This is a genomic window from Mycolicibacterium sp. XJ1819 (assembly GCF_053483675.1).
The window spans coordinates 1-19228 of the sequence record NZ_JBEFST010000005.1 but is presented as its reverse complement, the minus strand read 5'-3'; the positions used below and the strand labels follow the sequence as shown (position 1 = coordinate 19228).

The window sequence follows — 19228 nt, the reverse complement described above, 5'->3', positions numbered from 1 at the left end:
GACATGAGCCAAGACAAAGCGCCCGCCGTCACGGGCGTTCACCACGTCTCGATCACCGTCACCGACCTCGAAGCCAGCGTGGCCTGGTACCAGCGGCTGTTGCAGGCCGACCGGGTGCCCACGAAGTTTCCGCACTACGGACGCGAGGACACCGGTTTCGGTGAGCTTCTCATCGAGCCGCGCTCAGGCATCGTGATCGGGCTGCACACCAACACCGGTAACGACGGGCAGCCGTTCGACGAAGCCCGCACCGGTCTGGACCACCTGGCGTTGAACGTCGCCACCCGTGACGAGTTGCAGTCCTGGACCGCCTGGCTCGACGAGCTCGGCATCGAGCACTCCGGCGTCCGGGCGATCGACGAACCTTTCCCGTTCGCGACGGTGGTGTTCCGCGATCCCGACAACGTCCAGCTCGAACTGTTCACGATGGGCTGACCGGCGGGCCGGTCAGGGTTGGGCGCGGCGGGCCAGGAACTCCATCACAGCGTCGGCGAAATGGTCGTTGCGGTCGCCGGCGACCATGTGGCCCGCACCGCCGACATCGACGAAGTCGACCTGTGGAAACCGGTTGAGAAACTCCTCGGCCCGTTGCTCGGTCACGAGGTCGCTCATCTGGCCCCGCACCAACAGCACGGGCACACCGTCGCGAAGTATCGCCTCGACCGCGGCGTCCATCCGGTCGACCTCGGTGACCTCGATCGGTGGCAGCGCCGAGGTGCCGTCGATGAACTTCGGATCCCAGTGCCAGTACCAGCGCCCGTCGCGGTTGCGCAGGTTGGTCCGGAGACCGTCGAGGTCGGCAGGTCGGCGCCGGTTGGGGTTGTACTGCTGGATCATGTCGGCGACCTCGTCGAGCGAGTCGAAACCCGACGCCATCCGGTCGGCCATGAACTCATGGATGCGTGACGCGCCGGAGGGGTCCATGTTCGGCACGATGTCGACGAGCACCAGGGCGCGTACCGTGCCCGGCGAAAGCTCGCCTGCCAGAAGCATTGCCGTGAACCCGCCCAGTGAGGCGCCGACGAGTACCGGTCGGGGCGGCAGGCAGCGCAACACCTCGAGCACGTCGGCGGCGAAGCTCGTGACGCGGTAGTCGCCGTCGGCCGCCCAATCGGACTCGCCGTGCCCGCGCAGGTCGACGGTGACCCCCTGCCACCCGCGCTCGGCGACCGCGGCGGCGGCCCTACCCCACGAGTGCCGGGTCTGGCCGCCGCCGTGCAGGAACACCACCGCGGGGGAGTGTGGATCGCCGACGCGGTCGGCGGCGATGCGCACACCGTCGCGGCCGCGGGCGTGGAATCGCTCAGTGGTGGTCACCAAGTGGTTCTAACGCAGTTCGCCCCTCTCGGTGGCGAAAACACGCCAAGAGGGGTGGCGACGCTAGCCGGTGGTGTCGCCCATCGCGGCCCGACGGTCCTCGTCGGAGAAGGGGGTGTCATCGTCTTCCCGACTGCGACGCACCATTTCCCGCGCTACCGTCATCACGCCGACCGTGGAGTCGTAACTCGAATCGTCGTAGCTGATCGACGCCCCCGCGTCGACGCCCATCTGTCCGCTGACGTCGATCGCGTCGATGTTGGCGCCGATGAAGATGAACTTCCAGTTCCACTCGTCCTGTTGCCTGGTGATCAGCTGCTTCACCGCGTTCCAATCCCACCTCCGGCTGGCGTTTTCCATTCCGTCGGTCATGATCAGGCAGATGACGTGCCCGGGCCGCTGCCCCTCCGGCCGTGCTGACAGTTGATCACCGATCTCAGTGACAAACCTGCCGACGGCATCGAGTAGTGCGGTCCTCCCGCGCGGATCGATGATGAACTCCGGTACCTCGGCGATGGGTGTGTTCGAGTAGACCACGTCGTACTCGTCGTCGAACTGCGCCAGCGTGACCCGGCACTCGCCGGGCAGTTGACGTTGGCCGTTGATCAGCTCGCGCCAGCCGTCCTCGGTGGCGTGCTGTGACGTCGTCATCGAGCCGGAGCGATCGAGCAGTGCGGCGACGAGAGTGGCGTTCGGATCGGTCATGCGGGTGCCTTCCTGACGGATCGGGATGCCCGCCGGGGATGTCACCGGCGGGTGATTCTTCGCCATCGGAACCCGTCCGCGAACACAGCGTCTCGGGCCGCCGAAGCGGTCCCGCGCTTGGTCTCGCCGCCAATCTGGTCGTGCCGTAGGCCGTGATGGTTAATGAAATATGTCGGCGGACAGATGCCAGCTGACTTCGCTATTCTACCTGTCGCACAGGTAATTCGCACGAAATATTGGGTCCGTCCGGTGGCCTATCCAGCAAACAAGTATCGCGGGTCGGCGGCGCCCTACGAGATGACCGCGGGCAGCGTCTCCCAGCCGCGCACCATCGAACTCGTCGACATCCGCGCCCGGTCCAGGTCGATCTGCCAGTGCGGGAACCGGCGCAGCACCTCGTCGATGGCGATGCCGACCTCCAGTCGCGCCAGCGCCGCACCCAGGCAGTAGTGCGCACCGACGCCGAACGCCACGTGCGAACGTGCGCCACGACGCACGTCGAAAACATCGCCGTCGGGCGGGAATTGGCGGTCATCGCGATTGCCCGAGCAGACCAGGAACAACATCACGCTGCCCTCGGGCACGGTGTGGCCGTAGTAGTCGACGTCGCGGGTGACGTAACGGCCGACATGTGGCGTCGGCGGTTCGAAGCGCAGAATCTCCTCGACGGCGTCGGGGATCAGCGACGGGTCGGCGACCAGTTGGGCCCGCTGGTCGGGATGCTCGGCCAACAGTTTGGCGGCCCAGCCGATCACCCGGGTGCTGGTCTCGTTGCCCGCGGAGGCAACGACGTTGATGTACATCAGCAGTTCGTCGCGCTCGAGACGGCGCAATGTCCCCGTCTCGTCGGTGAACTCGACGTTGAGCAATTCGGTGACGATGTCGTCGCCGGGGTGGTCGACGCGCCACTCGACGTAGTCGGCGAACAGTTGCCCGTCGTCGAAGCCGGACCGGGCCACCTCCATGGGTTGGCCGGCCTCGGTCAGCATCCCGGCGTTGGACCGGTCGCGGACGACCTCGTGCAGGTCTTCCGGCATGCCCAACAACGAGCAGATCACCCGCATCGGCATCTCGGCGGCCAGATCGGCGATGAAGTCGAACTCACCCGCGCCGATCAACGGATCAAGGCAGCGCGCACAATACTCGCGAATCATGCCCTCGAGCTGATTGACCTTGCGCGGGGTGAACATTCGTGACAACAACTTGCGGTGCACATCGTGCTGCGGCGGATCCTCGAACACGACCAGACCCGGCGGTACCGGGATGTTCGCCTTGATCAGCTCCGGGATGTTGCCCCGCGCCGAGCTGAAACTCTGGTGGTCGAGTAGGCCGCTGTGCACGTCGGTGAAGCGGCTGACGGCGTAGAAGTCGTGCTGTTCGTTGTAGTAGAGCGGCGACTCCTCGCGCATCCGGCGCAACATCGGATACGGATCGGCGGTGAGTTCGACGTCGTAGGGGTCGTAGTAGATGTCTCTCGTCGAGAGGCCGGTCACGGTATCGGATTCCTTCCACGTCAGTTCCCCGATCGGGGTCACCACCGCCGAATATACCCATCGGTATCTGAGAGACGGATGAGGATCACGCGCGGGCGGTGTTCTCCACGATGATGTCGCAGGCGGCCTCGTAGAACGCACTGATCAGCGTCGAGAAGGACAGTTCGAACGGGTAGATCATGTGCACGTCGAGCGGTTCCAGGCGCCATTGCGGCAGCACCGGCACGATGCTGCCCTCCTGCAACTCGGCGGTACAGATGATCTGGGTGGGCATTGCGCCGATGCCCAGTCCGTGCATGATGTATTGCTTGCACACCTGAAAGTTGTTGACACGCGCGCGCACCTGCGGCGACAGTGTGTAGCGGCGCTTGTTTCTGGCGACGGTCAGCTTGCGCGCACCCGCGAAGCCGAAATCGATGTAGGGCAGGTCGTTGAGCTGGGCGGGCTCCGAGATCGGTTGCGACAATTGACCGACGAAGTGCGGCGAGGCGCAGAGAAACAGTTCGAGACTGAACACCTTGCGGGCGATCAGCGTCGAGTCCTGCAGTGGCCCGGTGCCGAACACCACGTCGAAGCCGTCTCGAATCGGATCCACCATGTTGTCGACGAGGCGGATGTCCAGCCGGGACTGCGGGTGGCGCTGCAGAAACGCCGCGCCCACCCGTGACGCGTAGTCGATGCCGACGAAGACCGGTATCGCGACGCGCAATTCGCCCTGCGGCTCCTGTCTGCTGCCCTCGACCAGCGCGCGGATCTCGTTGGCCTCGGCCAGGACATTGACCGCATGACGGTAGACCTTCTCGCCGAGGTCGGTGACGGTGAGCTGATGGGTGTTCTTGCGCAGCAGCTTGATGCCGAGATCGGATTCCAGCCTGGTCAGCTTGCGACTGACCGTGGATTTCGGCATCTCCAGCAACGCCGCGGCCTTCGACACGCTGCGGGCCTCCACCACCTTGCCGAACACCAGCAGGGCATCGAGGTCGAATGGCGGGTGCTGCTCCATGCTCACGCTCCTCGGGTCCGCTCGGTGTGTTCGGTGTTTCAAATATGCAACACCGTGTTGCGTCGCTGAGTCTGTTTCGGGTATTTCGTCGGCTGTTACGGTCGCCCCGTGAGCCAAGAAACGCTGGTCGGAAAGCCCGCGAGCGGACTCTGGACCGACGCCTATCCCGAACTCGGGCGGGGCCCGGTGTCGCTCGAGGACTGCGTGTCACCGGAGTTCTACGAACAGGAACGCGAACACGTCTTCAAGAAGACCTGGCTGTATGTCGGTCGCGTCGAACGCGTGCCGAAGACAGGCAGCTACTTCACCCGCGAACTGCGCTTCCTGAACACCTCGATCATCGTCGTGCGCGGTAAAGACGGCGTCATCCGCGCCTTTCACAACATCTGCCCGCACCGGGGCAACAAGATGCTCTGGGAGGACGATCCGTTCGAGGAGGTGTCGGGTCGCGCCCCGCTGCTGTACTGCCGGTTCCACGGCTGGCGCTACCACCTGGACGGCACACTGCACTCCACCACCCGCAAGGACCTACTGCTCGACTTCGACGCGGAAAGCTGCCGGGTGCCCGCGGTGCAGTGCGAGGTGTGGGAGGGCTTCATCTTCATCAACCTCAACCCGCACAACACCGAGTCGTTGCGCTCGTTCCTCGGCGACTTCGCCCACGATCTTCAGGGATATCCGTTCGGCGGGCCGCATCAGGTATATGAGTTCAAGGCCGAACTGCAGTGCAACTGGAAGATCTTCGTCGACAGCTTCGCCGAGAGCTACCACGGGCCCTATCTGCACGCGTCATCGTTCGGCAACCTCACCGCGGAGGCCAAACAGGCGCTGGACCAGCCGAACCCGTTCACCGATGCGCTGGCCTACCAGCTCAAGGGCCCGCACCGGATGTTCTCCTTCGCCGGTGAGCCGTCGCAGAAGACGCCGTACTCCAAGCCCATCGAGTGCGTGATGGAGGCCAGCGCGGCCGGACCGTGGAACAAGCGCGCCGACCGCGGTCCCATGCCGCCGGGGATCAACCCCACCGGTGCGGACAAGTACGGTTTCGATTCGTATCAGTTCTTCCCGAACTTCGTGCTGATCTTCGGGTCCTCGGGCTTCTCCACCCACACGCACTGGCCGACCGGGCCGCACTCGCACATCTTCGAGGTCGAGATGTTCTATTCGCCGCCGAAGACCCACAAGGAGCGACTGGGCCAAGAACTGACGGTGACGTTTCTCAACGACATCATTCTCGAGGACGCCAGCCCCTGCGAAGGCGTGCAAGCGATGCTGAACAGCGGGGCGATCAAGGAGTTCCACTTCAACGACGAGGAGATCCTGCTGCGCCATCTGCACAAGACGGTGGCCGACTACGTCGAGGCGGGCGAAAGGGCGGCGTTACGATGAACACCGCGCTGCCGCAGGAGTTCTCGTCGCTGCAACACCTGGTGGTCCAGTGGGCGACCGAGGACGGCCACGAACGCTACGTCAAGCGGGTCAACAGTTCGATGGAGCAGATCCAGGCCTTCTACGACGAGATGTTTCCGTTCGCCGAGGAGGCCGTCGCCTACGTCGACAAGTTCGACTACGACCAACCGCTGCCCGAGGACGTCGCCAACCTGCGCAACCTGCTGTACTCGTTGATCACGGTGTCGCTGGCGGTCGAGCTGTGGAAGCAACCGCGGGTCAAGCATTCGGCGAACACGATCCTGACGAGGATCAGCTGACGATGGGACTGACCTCCGCGCAACTCGACGTCGTCGACCTCACCCCCAGCATCGGCAGCGAGATCCGCACCGACCTCGACACACTGCTGCGCGGTAGGGAGGCGGCGAGGATTCGCGCAATCCTCGAGCAGCGGGGAGTGGTCTTCTTCCGCGGCCTGCACATCAGCGACGAACAACAGGTCGCCATCGCCAAGACGTTGGGCACCGTCGTCGAGAACGAAGGCGAGGACGGCATTTACAAGATCTCGCTCGACGAGAACGTCAACCAGCGCGCCCAGTACTTGAAGGGCTCGCTGTTCTGGCATTTCGACGGCTCGCTGCAGCCCTATCCAAACCTCGCCACCCTGCTGCGGTCGGTCCAACTCTCCGATGTCGGCGGCGACACCGAGTTCTGCAACACCTACGCCGCCTACGACGACCTGCCGCAGTCCGACAAGGACGAGATCGCCGAGCTTCGAGTGGTACACAGCGCCGAGCGGTCGCAGTACTACGTCACGCCCGAAATGAGCCACGAGGAAATCGCGTTCTGGCAGAAATCCCCGACGAAAGCGTGCCCGATCGTGTGGACTCACCGGTCGGGCCGCAAATCGCTGCTGCTCGGCGCCACCGCCGACTACGTGCTCGGCATGCCGGTGGAGCAGAGCCGCGCTCTGCTTGCCCGCCTTCGTGATTGGGCCACCCAACCGCAATACGTCTACCGCCACCAGTGGCACGTCGGTGACCTGCTGATCTGGGACAACACCGGCACCATGCACCGCGCGCTGCCCTATGCCGCCGACAGCGGCCGGCTGATGCACCGCACGATCCTGACCGGGGAAGAACCGCTGAATTGAGGCTCGCGATCACGACGCCCGTGGTCACCAATGTCGCAGGCGCACCCCTGGCTTGGGAGAAGGAGGCGTCCGTCGAGGCGGTCGGCCGGGTGGCCGAGACGGCGGACCGGCTGGGTTATCACCATCTCACCTGTAGCGAACACATCGGTATGCCCGCCTCCGAAGCGGGGCGACGTGGTGCGCGGTACTGGGACCCGTTGGCCACACTGGGCTATATCGCCGCGCGCACCACGCAGATCCGGCTGACCACGATGACGCTGGTGCTGGGTTACCACCACCCGCTGGCGATCGTGAAACGGTACGGCACGTTGGATCACGTCAGCGGCGGCCGGGTGATCCTGGGTGTCGGCGTCGGCTCGCTCAAGGAGGAGTTCGACCTGTTGGGCGTCGGGTTCGACGACCGCGGGCCGCGCGCCGACGACGCGTTGCGTGCGCTGCGGGCGTCGTTGGCGACCAACGAACCCGAATACCACGGCGAATACTATTCTTTCGGTGGCCTGATCGTGGATCCCTGTGCCCTGCAGGCACACCTGCCGATCTGGGTGGGTGGCCGCACCCGGCGCTCGCTGCGGCGCGCCGTCACGCTGGCCGACGGCTGGTGCCCGTTCGGGATACCGATCGCCACGGCGGGGCAGTGGCTGCGCGCTCGAGAGTTGCCCGCCGGTTTCGAGGTGGTGTTGCCCGCGGACCGGCCGTTGGACCCGCTGGGCAGTCCGGCGGCGACGCGGGAGACGCTGGAGTTGATGGCCGCCAACGGCACCACGATCGTGTCCGCACGGTTCGTCCACCGGTCTCTGGAGCACTACCTCGAGCAACTCCACGCGCTCGCCGAACTTCACGATCCCACTGGGAGGCAGCAACGATGACAGGCCCGCTGTTGGCACCGCTGACCGTCGACGAATGGGGTGCCGACGAGTACGCCGCGGTCGGGGTGTTGTTCGGCGTACCGGGCGACAAGGTCCCCCGCGCCGGGTCCGGTGAGGCCCGCGACCCGCTGAAGTTCGACATCCTCGGCGTCCTGGCCCGCCATCCCGCGATGGCCCGGGAATTTCTGGCCTACAACGCTTTCCTCCTGCAACGCGGTGAACTGCCCGTGCGGCTGCGTGAGTTGGCGATACTGCGTCTGGCGCATGTCAGGCGGTCGGCTTTCTTCTGGGGAGAACACGTCCGGGTCGCCGCCGCAGCCGGGGTGCCGGAGTCGGACATCGCCCGAATCGAACAGGGCAGCAGTGGCTTCACCGGTGCGGACCGGTTGGTCATCGATGCCACCGACGAACTGCTCGCCGACGGACGTGCCGATGCCGCGACGTGGCGAGCACTCGTCGCGGAACTGGGCACCCATCAGGCCATGGAAGTCGTCTTCGTGGTCGGCACCTACGCGATGCTGGCGATGGCCTGCGACACATGGGGATTGGCGCCGCCGCCGTAGCGGCGGGTCAGCAGGTCAACAGCATGGCGCCCGCGATGGGGCCACCGCCCGCCGCGGCGACCGCGACCTGCGGGCGCTGCGCCACCTGGCGCTCGCCGGCCTGGCCGCGCAGCTGCAGGCATGCCTCGTGCAACAGCCAATAGCCGTGCATGCGTCCCGCGGACAGTTGACCGCCGTAGGTGTTCAACGGAAGTTGTCCGTCGAGCGCGATTCGCGTCGCGCCGTCCACGAACGGCCCCGCCTCGCCGCCGGCGCAGAACCCCAGCGCCTCCAACCACGAGAACGTCAGATACGTGAATCCGTCGTACAGTTCGGCGACGTCGACGTCCGACGGTTTCAGGTCGGTGCGCGACCACATCTCGGTGGCCGCCTCCAAGGAGGCCATGTTCGGGAAGTCGTCGCGGTGAAACCATCCTCCCGAGCCGTACGCGCCGCCGACCGCCTCCACGGCCACCGGGCGACTGGGGCAGTCCGGCGCGTAGTCGGCGTGTGAGACGACCAGGGCGACCGAACCGTCGATCGGAACATCGCAGTCGAGCAGACCGAACGGCGTCGAAATGGGGCGAGCCGACAGATAATCGTCCATGGTCATCGGCTCTCGAAACGCCGCCAGCGGGTTGAGAGCGGCGTTGCGCCGACTGTTCAACGCGAGCCAGCCGAGTTGTTCCTTGGTGGTCCCGTACAGCTCCATGTGACGTCGGCAGTGCATCGCCACCCAGTTGGCCGCCGAGTAGGCGTGGGCGGCGATCAACTCGTCGATGTCCTCGAACGGCTTGAGCTTTCTGCGGGTGCCGGGCACATGCGGTTCGGCAGGCGGATTCGCCAACGGCTCGAGCAACGCCGAGGCCGTCGAACCCGTCATCGCCCCGCCCAGCATCTGCACCGTCCGATAGACCAGAACGTGGCGTGCACGCCGCTCGGACACGGCGAGAAATGCCGACATCACCGGCGTGATCACCCCGCCGGTGCCGAACCCGAAGCCGACCTCGGCGGCGTGGCTGTCCAGTGCGTCGAGGACGTCGGCGGGCGCGGTGTCACCGAACGTGATGACGCCGTCGATGTCGCCCGGGGCCAGGCCGGCGTCCTGGATCGCGGCTCGCGCCGCCTCCAGCGTCAACTCCAGGCCGGGGATGCCGGTGCGCCGACCGATTCGCGAGATGCCCAGTCCGCTGATGATCGCGTCCTTCTCGAACTGGCTCATCGGTACCTCGTGTCTGTTTTGTGGTGAGCGCAGATTGGAATGTACTTTCCTTGTCATGCACGATGACGCCCCACCCGTGATTCCGGCGCGGATGCTGCCTGCGCTGCACGAGCACAACCGGGCGTTCTGGACCGGCGGGGCTCAGGACCAACTCCTGATCGCCCATTGCGGGCGGTGTGCGCGATGGACTAGTCCGCCGGCGGCGGAGTGCCCCGGCTGCGGCGGCGACCTCGAGCCGCGACCGGTTTCGGGGCGCGGCACGGTGTTCACCCACACGGTCAACTATCAGCCGTTCAATCCCGAGGTGCCGGATCCGTATGTGATCGCGATCGTCGAGTTAAACGAACAGGACGATTTGCGCATCGCGGCCAATATCGTTGACTGCGAACCGGACTCGGTGTACATCGGGATGCCGGTAGAAGTGCGCTTCGAACGCCACGACATCGATGGGGAGCCCGTCTTCGCCCCAGTTTTCACGCCCGCTGCGTCGTCGTCGTGATCTGTGTGCGTTGAGGAGCGCTGAGCGCAACAAAACGCACACAAATCACCAGTGAGTGATCTCGCCGATCGGCCTCCGCGCTAATTGTCGGCGGCGTAACGTTTGCTCCCGTCGGATCCCATCCAGCAAGGGGGCCAGACGATGGGTCACGCCAGGTATGTCGGGAGGGTCGGCGCGTTGGCGGTCGCCCTCGGATTGGGATCGGCGATTGCGACCATGCCGGGTGTGGCGGTCGGGCAGCCGGCGGATCCCGACTCGCAGGTGTCGGTGAGTGACGCTTCCGAAGAGCCGGCCGCCGTCGACGATGCGGCGTCGGACGGGGCGGATGATGACCGCGACAGCGCGCTTGACGACGCCGACGACCTCACCGATGCGACGACGCTCGACGAGACGGTAAACGATGTGGTCCCAGACGATTTCGCCGATCGGCAGGAGTCGTCTCGTGATCGGACGACGACGGGTGCGGTGGTCGACGACGTGGTCCCGGCGGCAGGGGAGCGGACCCTCCTTCGCGAACGGCTGCAGCCGGCGAGCGACGAGGACGTGATCGATGCTTCAGCACTCTCAGCCCTCTCGGCTTTTTCGACCCCGGTCGAGGCAACCGAGGTAACCGAGGTAACCGAGGTATTCGGGCTGGCCGGAGCCGGCGGCCCGCCGACGGCCGTCGTCCCGGCGCCGGCACCGGATCTCGAGGAGCTGCTCGAAGAGCCGCACACCTATCTGATCGGGATGACCACCCACGTGGTGGACGCGGTGTTGGAGCTCCTGCTGGCCCCGCTCGGGCCGGGAAGCCCGATCCAATCGCCGATCCTCTGGTCCATGTTGGCCTTCGTGCGCGACGAGTTCACGCGGATAGTGTTCGGTGGCTCCTTGCCGGGCACCGTGACGTCGAGCCTGGTCGAAGCGCCGAATCTGCTGGTCAATCCCGGTGCTGAACTCGGCGACCCGGCACTGTCGGGATACAGCGCGGTGACTGTTCCGGGGTGGGCGGTGACCGGCACGCCGACCGTCATCGAGTTCGGCACCCTACGCCGGTTCCCGGTGCCCACGCCGTCGCCGGGGCCGGTGCTGCCACGCCTTCTGGCGTTCCCCAGCCACGACGGACCGATTGCCACGCCCCCGGGCAGCGGCAAGCAGTTCTTCGGCGGTGGACCGGTGGCCGACTCCACGCTCAGCCAGACCGTGGACCTCAGTGCCGCGGCCGATGCCATCGACAACCGGCCCGGCGGGGTGCGATACGAGTTGAGCGGTGACCTCGGCGGCTTCTTGATCGACCCGTCCAGGGCGAGTGTCACCGTCGACTTTTTCGACGGCAACGGGGTCAAGCTGGGCAGTGGTGCGATGAAACCCGTCACCGCGTGGGATCGGTTGTTCGCCACCGGATTCCTGCACCGCTCAGTGTCCGGGACCATTCCGCCCGGAACCCGTACCGCGGCGGTGGTGGTGTCCTTCGACGACCGAAACCCCGTGCTCGGCAATTACAACAACGCCTACGCCGACAACCTGTCGTTCAAGGTCGACGCGGACGGACTCGTCGCGGCGCCGCTGACGCCCCCGGCATCGACGGTCGGCGAACTCGACCACGTGTTCATGGTCTATCTGGAGAACAAGGGGGTGTCGCAGATCGTCGGCAGCCCGAATGCGCCCTACATCAACGGGCTGATCGACCGATACGGCTACGCGTCGAACTACTTCGGGGTGACCCACCCCAGCGACCCGAACTACTACCCGATCATCGGTGGGTCGGACTTCGGCTTCAACTACAACTGCCCGTCGAACTGCTTCCCGGTGGGCACACCCAACCTCGTCGACGACATCGAATCGGCGGGGCTGACATGGGCCGGCTATGCGGAAGGCGGGGGAGGCTACACCAGCCCCACCGATCGGCTGCCGTTCCTGGCGTTCGCCGACGTCTACAACGATGCCGAGCGTGTCGCGACGCACCTGTTCGACATCTCGCAGATGGAACACGATCTCGCCGACCCCGCCACGGCGCCGAACTTCGTGTGGTTCGCCGCCGACGACGACACCAACATGGAGGGCCCCACCGATTTCCCGCTGGGCATCCTGCACTGGGCTCTGGGCTTTCTGAATCCAGCCCATCAGTACAACGTCGCGGCGGGCGACGCCTGGCTCGAACGTGAACTGGGCACCATCATGGACTCGGCGACCTGGAACGACCCGAACCGCAAGAGCGCGGTCTTCGTCACGTTCGACGAGGACTACAACAACATCACGACCGGTGTGGGCAACGAGGGCAACCACATCGTGATGGTGGTCATCCCGTCACCGGGAGCCGTCGCCGCCGGGATGCGTGACGGGGCGTTCGTCGTCGACAGCCATTACAACCACTACAGCCTGCTGCGCACCATCGAAGAGGCCCTAGGCCTTTCGCCGCTGACCAACAACGACGAGTTCGCCGTCCCGATGAACGAGTTCTGGACATGACGTGATCTGTGTGCGTTCAGGAGCGCTCAACGCGTCAAAACGCACACAAATCGCAATCAAGCGCTGCGTTCGCGCCATCTGCGGTAGCCGCGGTGCGTCGCGAAGGCTCCGATCACGGCCATCACGCACCACACCGCGACTGCCGCGTAGGCCAGGGGCGACGACAGGTCGCTGATGGACGCCCCGAGCGCGGTGTAGACGAACGCCCGTGGCGCCGACCCGATGAACGCGCCGACCGCCATCTGCCACAACGGAACTCCGAATGCACCGAAACCGTAGGAGGCCAGTGCGTCCGAGACGCCGGGAATGAACCGTTGCCCGACGACCGCCCACAGGCCGCGCCGTTGAATCAGCGCGTCCAGCCGGTCGGCGCGCGCCGCTCCGATGAGCGCCCGGGCGCTGTCCCGTCCGGCGCGGCGGCCGAGCAGGCTGGTGATCATCGCGGTTCCGACGGTCGCGCCAAGCGTGACGAACAGTCCCAGAACCGGCCCGAAGAGCAGACCGCTGCCGCCGGCCAGGATCGGGCCGGGCACGAAGATCGCGCCGAGAAGTGCCGACACCACGACATAGGCCAGCGGCGCCGCCGGGCCGGTCGCGGCCACGGTCTGCCGGACATTCTCGACGTCGATGACCCGGGCCACCGCAACCAGATAGAACAGGCCGAGCAGAAACGCCGCGAACACCGCGAGTCGCGCGATATGGCGCCATCGGGCGGTGGGCTGTTCGGGCATGCTGAAGCGATTGTGCCGCGCCCGCCGCGTGCGCGGTTCAGCGGATCACGGTTGCGGGTACGGAGCCCAGCGTTTGTCGAAGCCGGCCTTGCGCGCCGCGAGCTGTTCGGCCCGGTCGACGAAGTAGCGCGGGTCGTCGGGGAACAGCGCCTTGGCGTCGGCGACCGGAATCACCTGTTGCGACAGGATGCGTGGGGCGTTCTCGTCATCGGGGTCCGGCGCGAGATTCTGGAACCGCATCGAGATCACGCCCTGGTTCAGGCCGCCGGTCGAGACCCAGTTCGTCACGCCGGGATCCGTCGGCGAGATCACGATGGTGTAGGTGCCGGTGCCGTCGTCGGCGACGGCCTGCTCGTTGTTGAGGCTGGTCTGCTGATTCCAGTAATCGCCGGTGATCGTCCAGATGTTGTAGGTCGGCACGATGAAGTAGCCGGCCCTGCCCGGGTCGATGACGAGGACCAGAGCCTCGTCGTCGGCGAGTTCGAAATGACCGTTGCTCTGCAACTGGTTTGCGAGGAATTCGGCGTTGCTGGCCGGCTCGCTCAGCACGTTGGCGGGCCGCGGTTGGCCGGTCGCGGGGTCGGTGGAGGCCAGGGCCATGTACTTGCTCTGCTCGCCGACACCCCGCACCACCAGGATCGCGGCGGTGAACACCCCGCGCAGGGTGGGCGGCATGACCGGCAGCGGCGGAACCAACGAAACCAGCGTGGTCAGCAACGGATTGCCCGCCACCTGCTGGCCGAGGAATGTGAAACCGCCCAGCTGGGCGAACAGGCTGTTGGGTGGTCCACCGACCCGCTCGATCGAAAGACTCATCGGCTCTTCGACGGTCCAGTCGCCCAGCGTGTTTCGTGCGGCGATGATGGTGGACCCAGGGGTGAGCTGCAGGTGGTTGGCCCGGCCGTCGGCGGGCTCTGCGCTCACGGTGATGACGAAATTGCCGTCCTCGTCGACCTCGAAATTCTCGTCGACGGTGAGCAGCGTGGACGTCGTGCCTCCCACGCCTTCCAGCACACTGAACGTGGTGTCCGAGGGCCGGGCGGCTTCGTTGGACCAATTGCGGAACTGGCCCCTGATCACATATTCCGACGCACCGTTGACGCCCATGAAGTTGTAGATGGTGTCCGGGTTGTCGTAGAGGATGCGGGAGCCAGGCACGCTCTGGCCGAACCAGATGTGTGGCGGGGCCACCTGGGTGACCACCGTCGGCGTCATCGAGTTGAGCAGCTGTTGCTGGAACGCCGCCGCCATCGCGTACTCATCGACGGCGTTGTCCAGCGCGGCCAGGCTTCCGGCGTCCAGGCCGTGCGGGTATTGCTGCTTGGCGGCGTTCAGGAAGCCCTGCCGCAGAAAGATTTTCATCAATGCGACCGGCAGGGTTCTGGCGGTCTGGGCGGCTATCCGCTCGGCCGCCAACTGGCCGGGCGTGGCCAGTGGGCTGACCGCCGTGGCCGGGGCGTCCGCAGTCAGCAGCGCGGCCACCGGCGCCGAGGCGACCGCGGTGAACGGCGCGACGACAGTTCCGATCTCGCGGCGCGCCCAGCCCAACAGCGCCCACAGCAGCGGAGGCTGCGGCGGGGCGACCGGCGCGCTGGCGGCCCGTGGGCCCAGCCCCAGGACCGAGAGGAAACCGCTGACCAGGCCGCCGAGGCCGGTGGTCACCGCCGTCGGCGGCGGAGTGATCGGCTCGGTGGTCACGCTGTCGAGCGTCAGCGTCTCCGAAGTCTGGGTGGCGTTCAGCTGCACCGCCTCTGCGCTAGGCTCATCGGCCGCGCCACCGGCTGGTTGTTCCGGTGCGGTGGGAATCTCGGTGTCGTCGACGTCGACGTCGACGTCGACCGTCGATGTGGTGTCGAGCCGGGACAGGCTGGCGAATTCGGGTGCCGACGAGTCGAGATCGTCCGCCGGGGATTTGTCGGTGCTGCCGGAATTCGACGGCTCGTCGATTGCGACGACATCGTCGCCTTCGTCCGCGTCGGCGATCTCGTCCGGCTCTTCGCCGTCATCGGACCCGTCGCCGGCATCGGGGTCGGTGTCGTTGGCGTCGTCGAGCCCGGAGACGCTGCCCGGTGGCGTCCCATCCGTTGTCGGCGAGTCGGCAGTGGACGGACCCGGGTCGCCCGGTGACGTCGTTCCCGTGCCCTCGTCGGCCAGCGCGATGCCGGCTCCGTTGGCGATGGCCGCCCCGACGCCCAGCGCGACCGCCAGCGCGCCGACCCTGCCGATGAACCGTCCGTACGAGCCCGGAGTCGTTGCCAACGAAGTGCCCCTTTCCGCGAGCCCCCAGGTGCGTGGTCAATGCCTCGACCGTATGAGCGTGGCGCTGACGTCGAAGCGCTTTGACGAATTTGCTGTCGCAGGTGCTACCGCGCCGGCCATCGTTTATGTACCATTCGGTACATGATTACCGCATGCGCCATCGACATCGATGCACCGGCCGCCGTGGTGTGGGACGTGTTCAGCGATGTCGAACGCTGGCCCGACTGGACTGCCTCGGTCACCCGGCTTGTCGCCCTCGACGGACCGGGCCTCGCGGTAGGCAAGAGATTCGAGATCACCCAGCCCCGGATGCCCACGCTGGTGTGGGAGGTCACCGACGTGTCGCCGGGCGTTTCCTGGACCTGGGTACAACGCTCGCCCGGGGGATTGACCGCGGCGCGCCACGAGGTCATCGCCTGCGCGGCCGGCCGCACCCGTGTGCAGCAGCAGATCGATCAGCGCGGCCCCGTCGGGTTGGCGGTGGGCGTGCTCATGCGCCGGATGACCAAGCGCTACCTCGACCTCGAGGCCGCCGGGCTGAAGGCCAGAAGCGAGCAACTGCACCGCCTCGATGGCCCGGCCACCTGACCTGACGCGGCGCCGGCAACTGCTCGACGCGGTGGTGAGCGACGTTGCCGCGCACGGCATCGGGGACCGCTCACTGCGCGACGTCGCGGCGGCCGTCGGCACCAGCCACCGGATGCTGCTGCACCATTTCGGCTCGCGTGAGGAACTGTTACTGGCGATCGTCGAGGAGGTCGAGCGGCGCCAGATGGCGCTACTGCAGGAGTTGCCCGCCGAGCCCGCCGAGGCCATGGCCATGATGTGGCGAAGCCTTCGGCGCCCCGAGCTTCGCCCGTTCGAGCGGTTGTTCTTCGAGTGTTATGCCCGCGGTGTCCAAGGTGAGCAGCCGTTCGCGCGGATGCTGCCGGGCGCCGTCGACACCTGGCTGGCGACCGGCGCGGGTAGGCCCGTCGACCCTGCGGTGCTGCGGCTCGGGCTGGCCGTGGCGCGCGGCCTGCTGCTCGACCTGGTGGCCACCGACGACCTCGAGGGCGTCGACGCGGCGGCCGAAGCGTTCTTCGAGCTACTCGCGATATGGGCGTGAAAACCTGCACTGAGTGGCTGGTTATCACACCGAAATCGTCAGGGGTCCTCGCTGCTGCGCCGGTCGGCGAGGAACTCGAGCAGCCGCGGGTCATCGGAGCTGAACCGGTCCACCTCTTCACCGCCGTCACAGCGCAGCAGCGCCACCGTCACGCTGCCCGGTGTGCGGAAGACCACTTCCCAGATCGCCCCGGAGTCGTGCCAGCGCTGGAGTTCTGCGACCCGGTCAACATCCATGCTCCTAGGATTCCATTGATGGCCGGCCGTCCCACCCTGCGGGTCGCGCGAGTCTACGACGACCCGGAACCCGATCACGGCGAGCGAGTGCTCGTCGATCGGTTGTGGCCGCGCGGATTCCGAAAGGACGACGCCAGGGTCGACCGGTGGATGCCCGAGGTGGCGCCGTCCACCGAACTGCGGCGCTGGTACTCACACGCTCCCGAGAAGTTCGAGGAGTTCGCCGCACGCTACGCCGCCGAACTCGACACCGAGGAACGCGAGGCGACGCTGGCCGAGCTGCGTGACCTCGTGCGCAGCGGCCCGGTCACGCTGGTCACCGCGGTGCGAGAAGTCGACATCAGCCACGCGACGGTGCTGGCCGACGTGCTGTCCGGGTCCCCCGACCGAGCGGCTGAAGAGAGGTAAACCTACCCTCAGTTCCTGCGGTAGTGTCGGCTTTCGATGGCCGACATTGACCACCCCGCACCTGTCCTGCCGCGCGAGTTGACGTCGATCTCCGACGAGGTCCGCGCGGTGGCAGCGCCGCCGATGCCGATCCTGGCCGAACCGTACGCGATCAGGCTGGCCGACCCCGACGCCGACGCAAACATGGTGTCGGAGTGGATGAATCGGCCTCATCTGGTGGAGGCCTGGGAGTATCCGTGGCCGCCGTCGCGGTGGCGGCGTTATCTGCAGGCCCAACTCGACGGCCAATACTCGCGGCCGTTCATCGGCAGCTTCCGCGGTATCGAGTTCGGCTACATCGAGCTCTACCGCGCCGCCAAGGATTCCATCGCGCCCACCTATGCGGCCGACCCGCACGACATCGGGATGCACGCCGCCATCGCGGATCTGAAGTTCGTCAACCGCGGCATCGCCCCCATCCTGCTGCCGCGGCTGGTGGCCGGTGTCTTCGAGGTCGACCCGCAGTGCCGGCGCATCATGTTCGACCCCGACCACCGCAACAGCGGCGCGCGCCGAGTGTGCGAGTACGCCGGCGGGGTGTTCCTCGGCGAACACGACATGTCGAACCGGCGCATGGCGCTGTATGCGCTGCCACGGTCGCCGTCGGATGCGCTTACGTCGGCGAGTGGATGACCTCGTCGTAGTCGTCGTAGTCGGGTTTCATCGCCGCGGCCACCAACTCCCAGAGCACTTCGTCGGTGCCGCCGCCCACCCGGGCCAACTTCATGTCGCGCCACCAGCGGCCCAGCGGTGTCTCGTCGACCAGATACCCGGACCCGCCGAAGATGTGCATGCACTCGCTGAGCACCTCCTCACCCAGACGGGCCGCGGTGACCTTCACGGCAGCGGCTGCGCGCAGGTTCAGTTTGCCCTCGGCGGCCATGCCCGCCAGGCCGTAGCGCAACAGGTCGACTCGGGCCTGCAGGTCGGCCATCCGCATCCGCAGCGCCTGATGCTCGTAGAGCGAGTTACCGAATTGTCGACGTTTCGTCATGCGGGCCAACGTGATTCCGATGACCCGTTGACACGACGACGCGATCTGCCCGGCGATCGACAGGCGCTCATGGGCCAACCCCCAGGAGATCGCGGCCAGACCCGTGCCCGCACGGGCCACCAGTGCCTCGGCGGGCACCCAGGTGTCGATGTGCACGGCCGCGGTATCCAGCGGTCCCGCACCGACTTTGCGGTAGGGCGTCTGCACCTCGACCTGTGCGGTGGGCACCGCGATCACGGCGACGTTGCCGTGTCGGCTGGCCGGATCGTGATCGACGCTGCGCGCCACCACCATGATGTGGTCGGCGATCGGCGAGAGCGAGACGAATTTCTTCACCCCACGGATCTCGAATCCGTCTCGTGCCGAGCGTACTTCGGTTTCGACGATCTGCAGGTCGGAGCCGCCGGACTGCTCGGATGCGCCGATGCACAGCACCGCCTCACCGCGGATCGCCTGCTCGCAGATCGTCTGCAGGTGCTCGGACTTACCGAATCGGCGCAGGATGGCGATCGCCGAATCGTGCAGGCTGACCCCGACCGCGATCCCCGCGGAGCCCAGGCGGCCCAGCGTCAACGCCAGTTCGATCACCCGCGCCACGTCGGGTTGCTGGTGATCGCCCCACTTGGCGGCGAACACCCCCGATTCCCCGAGGTATTCGATCAGATGCCGTGGGAAGCGTTCGGTTGCTTCGGCTTCGGCGGTCCATGTCCGCACCCGGTCGTCGAAAACCCGGTCGAGCAACTCGCGGAAGTCCTCGATCGTCACAGCGGTCGCGGTCATCGGGCCACCGTTTCCATCTCCCGTTTGACCTCTAGT

At 66.5% G+C, this 19228-nt stretch carries 21 protein-coding genes; 12 read left to right on the top strand and 9 right to left on the bottom strand.

The features are described 5' to 3' along the window. Positions 1–3: 3 nt before the first annotated feature. On the top strand, positions 4–435 hold the full coding sequence (locus tag ABQE89_RS06535) for a VOC family protein (RefSeq protein WP_448415329.1): 432 nt from the start codon (positions 4–6) through the stop codon (positions 433–435). Between the two features lie 12 nt (positions 436–447). Here ABQE89_RS06535 and ABQE89_RS06530 read toward each other — a convergent pair whose 3' ends face one another. From ABQE89_RS06530 to ABQE89_RS06515, 4 genes are all read right to left on the bottom strand, one after another. Beyond that, entirely contained in the window at positions 448–1320 is an 873-nt protein-coding gene (locus ABQE89_RS06530) for an alpha/beta fold hydrolase (RefSeq protein ID WP_448415327.1), read from the bottom strand. A gap of 60 nt (positions 1321–1380) precedes the next feature. Then, a complete protein-coding gene (locus ABQE89_RS06525) occupies positions 1381–2022 on the bottom strand; it encodes a vWA domain-containing protein (RefSeq protein ID WP_448415325.1) in 642 nt (213 codons plus the stop codon). 290 nt (positions 2023–2312) lie between these two features. After that, positions 2313–3515, bottom strand: a complete 1203-nt coding sequence (locus ABQE89_RS06520; protein WP_448415693.1) for a cytochrome P450 — start codon at positions 3513–3515, stop codon at positions 2313–2315. A gap of 85 nt (positions 3516–3600) precedes the next feature. Beyond that, positions 3601–4518, bottom strand: a complete 918-nt coding sequence (locus ABQE89_RS06515; RefSeq protein ID WP_448415323.1) for a LysR family transcriptional regulator — start codon at positions 4516–4518, stop codon at positions 3601–3603. A 108-nt stretch (positions 4519–4626) separates the two neighbouring features. Here ABQE89_RS06515 and ABQE89_RS06510 point away from each other — a divergent pair, with 108 nt between their 5' ends. From ABQE89_RS06510 to ABQE89_RS06490, 5 genes are read left to right on the top strand one after another with little or no spacing between them, the layout of a single operon-like run. Next, positions 4627–5907, top strand: a complete 1281-nt coding sequence (locus ABQE89_RS06510) for an aromatic ring-hydroxylating oxygenase subunit alpha (RefSeq protein WP_448415321.1) — start codon at positions 4627–4629, stop codon at positions 5905–5907. After that, the gene (locus ABQE89_RS06505; RefSeq protein WP_448415319.1) at positions 5904–6227 is read left to right on the top strand and encodes a hypothetical protein; all 324 of its coding nucleotides are present in this window, start codon (positions 5904–5906) and stop codon (positions 6225–6227) included. The genes ABQE89_RS06510 and ABQE89_RS06505 overlap by 4 nt, the downstream gene beginning before the upstream one ends. A gap of 2 nt (positions 6228–6229) precedes the next feature. Next, entirely contained in the window at positions 6230–7060 is an 831-nt protein-coding gene (locus tag ABQE89_RS06500) for a TauD/TfdA dioxygenase family protein (RefSeq protein WP_448415317.1), read from the top strand. Further along, positions 7057–7926, top strand: a complete 870-nt coding sequence (locus ABQE89_RS06495; RefSeq protein ID WP_448415315.1) for a TIGR03619 family F420-dependent LLM class oxidoreductase — start codon at positions 7057–7059, stop codon at positions 7924–7926. The genes ABQE89_RS06500 and ABQE89_RS06495 overlap by 4 nt, the downstream gene beginning before the upstream one ends. Beyond that, complete coding sequence (locus ABQE89_RS06490) at positions 7923–8489, top strand: carboxymuconolactone decarboxylase family protein (protein WP_448415313.1); 567 nt, start codon at positions 7923–7925, stop codon at positions 8487–8489. The genes ABQE89_RS06495 and ABQE89_RS06490 overlap by 4 nt, the downstream gene beginning before the upstream one ends. A 7-nt stretch (positions 8490–8496) precedes the next feature. On the opposite strand, the gene ABQE89_RS06485 is transcribed toward ABQE89_RS06490, so the two are convergent. After that, complete coding sequence (locus ABQE89_RS06485) at positions 8497–9690, bottom strand: thiolase family protein (RefSeq protein WP_448415311.1); 1194 nt, start codon at positions 9688–9690, stop codon at positions 8497–8499. 91 nt (positions 9691–9781) lie between these two features. On the opposite strand from ABQE89_RS06485, the gene ABQE89_RS06480 reads away from it, so the two are divergent. Further along, positions 9782–10189 (top strand): Zn-ribbon domain-containing OB-fold protein, encoded by a 408-nt coding sequence (locus tag ABQE89_RS06480; RefSeq protein WP_448415692.1) that lies wholly within the window; start codon positions 9782–9784, stop codon positions 10187–10189. A 141-nt stretch (positions 10190–10330) separates the two neighbouring features. Beyond that, the gene (locus tag ABQE89_RS06475) at positions 10331–12637 is read left to right on the top strand and encodes an alkaline phosphatase family protein (protein WP_448415309.1); all 2307 of its coding nucleotides are present in this window, start codon (positions 10331–10333) and stop codon (positions 12635–12637) included. A gap of 56 nt (positions 12638–12693) precedes the next feature. Here the strand turns inward: ABQE89_RS06475 and ABQE89_RS06470 are convergent, their stop codons facing one another. Then, positions 12694–13368 carry a TVP38/TMEM64 family protein gene (locus ABQE89_RS06470; RefSeq protein ID WP_448415307.1) on the bottom strand — a complete coding sequence of 225 codons (675 nt, stop codon included), beginning with the start codon at positions 13366–13368 and terminating at the stop codon, positions 12694–12696. A gap of 45 nt (positions 13369–13413) precedes the next feature. After that, positions 13414–15627 carry a hypothetical protein gene (locus tag ABQE89_RS06465; RefSeq protein ID WP_448415305.1) on the bottom strand — a complete coding sequence of 738 codons (2214 nt, stop codon included), beginning with the start codon at positions 15625–15627 and terminating at the stop codon, positions 13414–13416. A 141-nt stretch (positions 15628–15768) separates the two neighbouring features. On the opposite strand from ABQE89_RS06465, the gene ABQE89_RS06460 reads away from it, so the two are divergent. Next, positions 15769–16215, top strand: coding sequence for an SRPBCC family protein (locus ABQE89_RS06460; RefSeq protein WP_448415303.1), 447 nt, complete (start codon positions 15769–15771; stop codon positions 16213–16215). Continuing rightward, complete coding sequence (locus ABQE89_RS06455) at positions 16199–16735, top strand: TetR family transcriptional regulator (protein ID WP_448415301.1); 537 nt, start codon at positions 16199–16201, stop codon at positions 16733–16735. Before ABQE89_RS06460 ends, ABQE89_RS06455 begins: the two co-directional genes overlap by 17 nt. Before the next feature lie 38 nt (positions 16736–16773). Here the strand turns inward: ABQE89_RS06455 and ABQE89_RS06450 are convergent, their stop codons facing one another. Beyond that, positions 16774–16971, bottom strand: coding sequence for a hypothetical protein (locus ABQE89_RS06450; protein WP_448415300.1), 198 nt, complete (start codon positions 16969–16971; stop codon positions 16774–16776). A gap of 18 nt (positions 16972–16989) precedes the next feature. Here ABQE89_RS06450 and ABQE89_RS06445 point away from each other — a divergent pair, with 18 nt between their 5' ends. Both ABQE89_RS06445 and ABQE89_RS06440 read left to right on the top strand, forming a co-directional pair. Continuing rightward, on the top strand, positions 16990–17379 hold the full coding sequence (locus ABQE89_RS06445) for a DUF488 domain-containing protein (RefSeq protein ID WP_448415298.1): 390 nt from the start codon (positions 16990–16992) through the stop codon (positions 17377–17379). A 36-nt stretch (positions 17380–17415) separates the two neighbouring features. Continuing rightward, on the top strand, positions 17416–18051 hold the full coding sequence (locus ABQE89_RS06440; protein WP_448415296.1) for a GNAT family N-acetyltransferase: 636 nt from the start codon (positions 17416–17418) through the stop codon (positions 18049–18051). Here the strand turns inward: ABQE89_RS06440 and mbtN are convergent. Beyond that, complete coding sequence (gene mbtN, locus ABQE89_RS06435; protein WP_448415294.1) at positions 18032–19192, bottom strand: mycobactin biosynthesis acyl-ACP dehydrogenase MbtN; 1161 nt, start codon at positions 19190–19192, stop codon at positions 18032–18034. The genes ABQE89_RS06440 and mbtN overlap by 20 nt on opposite strands. Between the last annotated feature and the right edge of the window lie 36 nt (positions 19193–19228).

What these genes read in the sequence shown, in the direction of transcription:
- ABQE89_RS06480 (WP_448415692.1), top strand. Translation starts at nt 9,782, where the DNA reads ATGCTGCCTGCGCTGCACGAGCACAACCGGGCGTTCTGGACCGGCGGG.
- ABQE89_RS06505 (WP_448415319.1), top strand. Translation starts at nt 5,904, where the DNA reads ATGAACACCGCGCTGCCGCAGGAGTTCTCGTCGCTGCAACACCTGGTG.
- ABQE89_RS06455 (WP_448415301.1), top strand. Translation starts at nt 16,199, where the DNA reads ATGGCCCGGCCACCTGACCTGACGCGGCGCCGGCAACTGCTCGACGCG.
- ABQE89_RS06485 (WP_448415311.1), bottom strand. Translation starts at nt 9,690, where the DNA reads ATGAGCCAGTTCGAGAAGGACGCGATCATCAGCGGACTGGGCATCTCG.
- ABQE89_RS06490 (WP_448415313.1), top strand. Translation starts at nt 7,923, where the DNA reads ATGACAGGCCCGCTGTTGGCACCGCTGACCGTCGACGAATGGGGTGCC.
- ABQE89_RS06500 (WP_448415317.1), top strand. Translation starts at nt 6,230, where the DNA reads ATGGGACTGACCTCCGCGCAACTCGACGTCGTCGACCTCACCCCCAGC.
- ABQE89_RS06470 (WP_448415307.1), bottom strand. Translation starts at nt 13,368, where the DNA reads ATGCCCGAACAGCCCACCGCCCGATGGCGCCATATCGCGCGACTCGCG.
- mbtN (WP_448415294.1), bottom strand. Translation starts at nt 19,192, where the DNA reads ATGACCGCGACCGCTGTGACGATCGAGGACTTCCGCGAGTTGCTCGAC.
- ABQE89_RS06460 (WP_448415303.1), top strand. Translation starts at nt 15,769, where the DNA reads ATGATTACCGCATGCGCCATCGACATCGATGCACCGGCCGCCGTGGTG.
- ABQE89_RS06440 (WP_448415296.1), top strand. Translation starts at nt 17,416, where the DNA reads ATGGCCGACATTGACCACCCCGCACCTGTCCTGCCGCGCGAGTTGACG.
- ABQE89_RS06525 (WP_448415325.1), bottom strand. Translation starts at nt 2,022, where the DNA reads ATGACCGATCCGAACGCCACTCTCGTCGCCGCACTGCTCGATCGCTCC.
- ABQE89_RS06535 (WP_448415329.1), top strand. Translation starts at nt 4, where the DNA reads ATGAGCCAAGACAAAGCGCCCGCCGTCACGGGCGTTCACCACGTCTCG.
- ABQE89_RS06515 (WP_448415323.1), bottom strand. Translation starts at nt 4,518, where the DNA reads ATGGAGCAGCACCCGCCATTCGACCTCGATGCCCTGCTGGTGTTCGGC.
- ABQE89_RS06450 (WP_448415300.1), bottom strand. Translation starts at nt 16,971, where the DNA reads ATGGATGTTGACCGGGTCGCAGAACTCCAGCGCTGGCACGACTCCGGG.
- ABQE89_RS06445 (WP_448415298.1), top strand. Translation starts at nt 16,990, where the DNA reads ATGGCCGGCCGTCCCACCCTGCGGGTCGCGCGAGTCTACGACGACCCG.
- ABQE89_RS06475 (WP_448415309.1), top strand. Translation starts at nt 10,331, where the DNA reads ATGGGTCACGCCAGGTATGTCGGGAGGGTCGGCGCGTTGGCGGTCGCC.